General features: G+C 66.7%; 2 protein-coding genes and 1 pseudogene. All 3 read right to left on the bottom strand.

Features of this window, described 5'->3' with window-relative positions; genetic code table 11:
- Window positions 1-363: 363 nt before the first annotated feature.
- Window positions 364-1,467: an IS5 family transposase gene (locus FV222_RS24315; protein WP_147815845.1), complete on the bottom strand. Its 1,104-nt coding sequence runs from the start codon at window positions 1,465-1,467 to the stop codon at window positions 364-366.
- Window positions 1,468-1,570: 103 nt separating this feature from the next.
- A pseudogene (locus tag FV222_RS24310) lies at window positions 1,571-1,918 on the bottom strand (transposase); the annotation flags it as partial.
- An 11-nt stretch (window positions 1,919-1,929) separates the two neighbouring features.
- Window positions 1,930-2,042, bottom strand: a 113-nt coding sequence (locus FV222_RS24305) for a transposase domain-containing protein (protein WP_147815615.1), incomplete at its 5' end; no start/stop codon positions are given.

Below are 2,042 nucleotides of genomic sequence, written 5' to 3'. Positions count from 1 at the left end.
CGTGCGGCAGGCCATCATCGGTCAGCTGTTCGCCAGCCTCGTTCCGCCCGTCCTGTGCCCACACTGCCGAAGGCGCTTCAGGCTGCCCTCTAACATCAAAGTGCCCAGGTAGTGCTAGATCGCGGACCCCATCCAAACGACGGCGTTTGGTTGCTCCATGCGAGTCTGTAATACCGGCATCGCTGCGCTCCTGTTCCACACTCCTAGTGGTCTGAGTTAGCAGGCTGCTGCAGAAGTCTGGCGTGCTGTTCGGTTTGGAGGATTGTCGCTGTTTTGTCGGAGATCGCCCCGTCCGAAGCGGGTCGATCCGGCGGCTTCGACGGTGTCGCGGTGGGCAGGACGCGCCTCGGCCCGGCTCGGGCCTCATGCGACCGCCTCGGCCAGGAGTTTGGGCAGGCGCACGAGGTTGTAGGCGACGGCTGCGAAGGTGAAGACCGCCTCGACCTTGGGCAGGGATCGGACCTTCACCTTGGCGAGCCCGGCTTGCGCCTTGATCCAGCCGAAGACCTCCTCGATCCGCTTGCGGCAGCGCAGGCTGATCGCGTAGCCGGGATGGCGGGTGGTGCACCCGTCAAGGGCGGTCTTGCGCACCTTGCCGGTCTTGGAGACAGCCCCGTTGATCGCGATGTGCGGCGTCACCTGCCGGGCCCGCAGGTCGCCGACGAAGGCTTCGACGTCGAAGAGCTTGTCCGCGCCCAGCGTGATCCGGTGCCGGCGGGGCAGGCGATCGAGCATGGCCAGGGCGGCCTCGCGCTCGGCCGTGCCGGTGGCATGGGTGAGGGTCGCGTCCACCACCAGGCCGTTGCGGTTCTCCATCAGCGCATGGCCGAGGAAGCAAAGCCGGCTCTCCTGGCCGTCCGCCTTGCGGTAGAGCCGGGCATCGGGATCGGTGGTCGAGGCATGGGTCTGGTTCGAGCGCTTCTCCTTGCGGAAGTTCCGCTCGCCGTTGCGGCCCGGCCTTGGCGGTTCGCCCGAACCGTCCTTGGGGCGGAAGCTCTTCATCGAGGCCCACGCCTCGATCATCGTGCCGTCCACCGAGAAGTGGTCGCTCGACAGCAGCCGTTTGACCGGCTTCAGCGCCAGCAGCCCCGACAGGAAGGCACGGGCGACATCCGCTTCCAGCAGCCGGTCGCGGTTGTGGGTGAACACCGTCGGGTGCCAGACCGCAGCATCGATCTCCAAGCCCACGAACCAGCGGAACAGCAGATTGTAGTCGATCTGCTCCATCAGCATCCGCTCGGAGCGCACCGAGAAGAAGGCCTGCAGCAGCGTCGCCCGCAGCAGCATCTCCGGCGGGATCGAGGGGCGGCCCATCCCCGAGTACAGGCCCTCGAAGCGTTCGCTTAGCCCGGCCAGCACGTCGTCCGCCAGAGCACGGATCGGCCGCAGCGGATGGTCGGCCGGTACCCGGTCCTCCAGACGGACGTAGCTGAACAGGTTCTCCGACCGTTCCTCACGCCCGCGCATCGTCAAGCCTCCGTCCCGTCAAAGACAGAGTGAATCATCTCTCGGATCACCCCACCAGCGACTTCTGCAGCAGCCTGCTAAAGCGCTCGTCTCGATAAGCTCAGTCGGCAAAGCAGCGAGCTAGGAATCGGAACAGCCCACGCGATACGCGAAGCAGGGTAATCGCGCCGTGGCTGTCGTGCAGGTCAGCGGGTGAGACCGCAGCCACGAGCAGGCGGCCGTCCGTATCCGTTAGCGCGTGGCGTTTGCGCCCGACGACCCGCCGGGCCGGATCGTAACTGCGCTTGCCGGCTACCCCCACGCCACCCGAGCGGGCGGCTTGCGCATCGAGGACACAGCCGGTCGGGCAAGCCTCGCGCCCGGCGCGCTCACGGTCGGCAAGCGTGAGGGCATAGGCCAGGCGTTCGAACATGCCTGTCTGGGAGAGGCGCAAGAACCAGCGATGCACCGTAAGCGCTGTTTTCAGGCCACGGCTCTGAGGGCTGGCATGACCGGGTAGGCCCATGGCAGCAGGTCGTCGAGACGACGTTGTGGATGGCCCTCGACGATGCGGGTGATGACGTCGGCGAGGTAGG

This window comes from Methylobacterium sp. WL103 (assembly GCF_008039885.1).
Lineage (GTDB): Bacteria > Pseudomonadota > Alphaproteobacteria > Rhizobiales > Beijerinckiaceae > Methylobacterium > Methylobacterium cerastii.
This window is presented reverse-complemented; position numbering and strand designations above follow the sequence as displayed.

What these genes read in the sequence shown, in the direction of transcription:
- FV222_RS24315 (WP_147815845.1), bottom strand. Translation starts at nt 1,467, where the DNA reads ATGCGCGGGCGTGAGGAACGGTCGGAGAACCTGTTCAGCTACGTCCGT.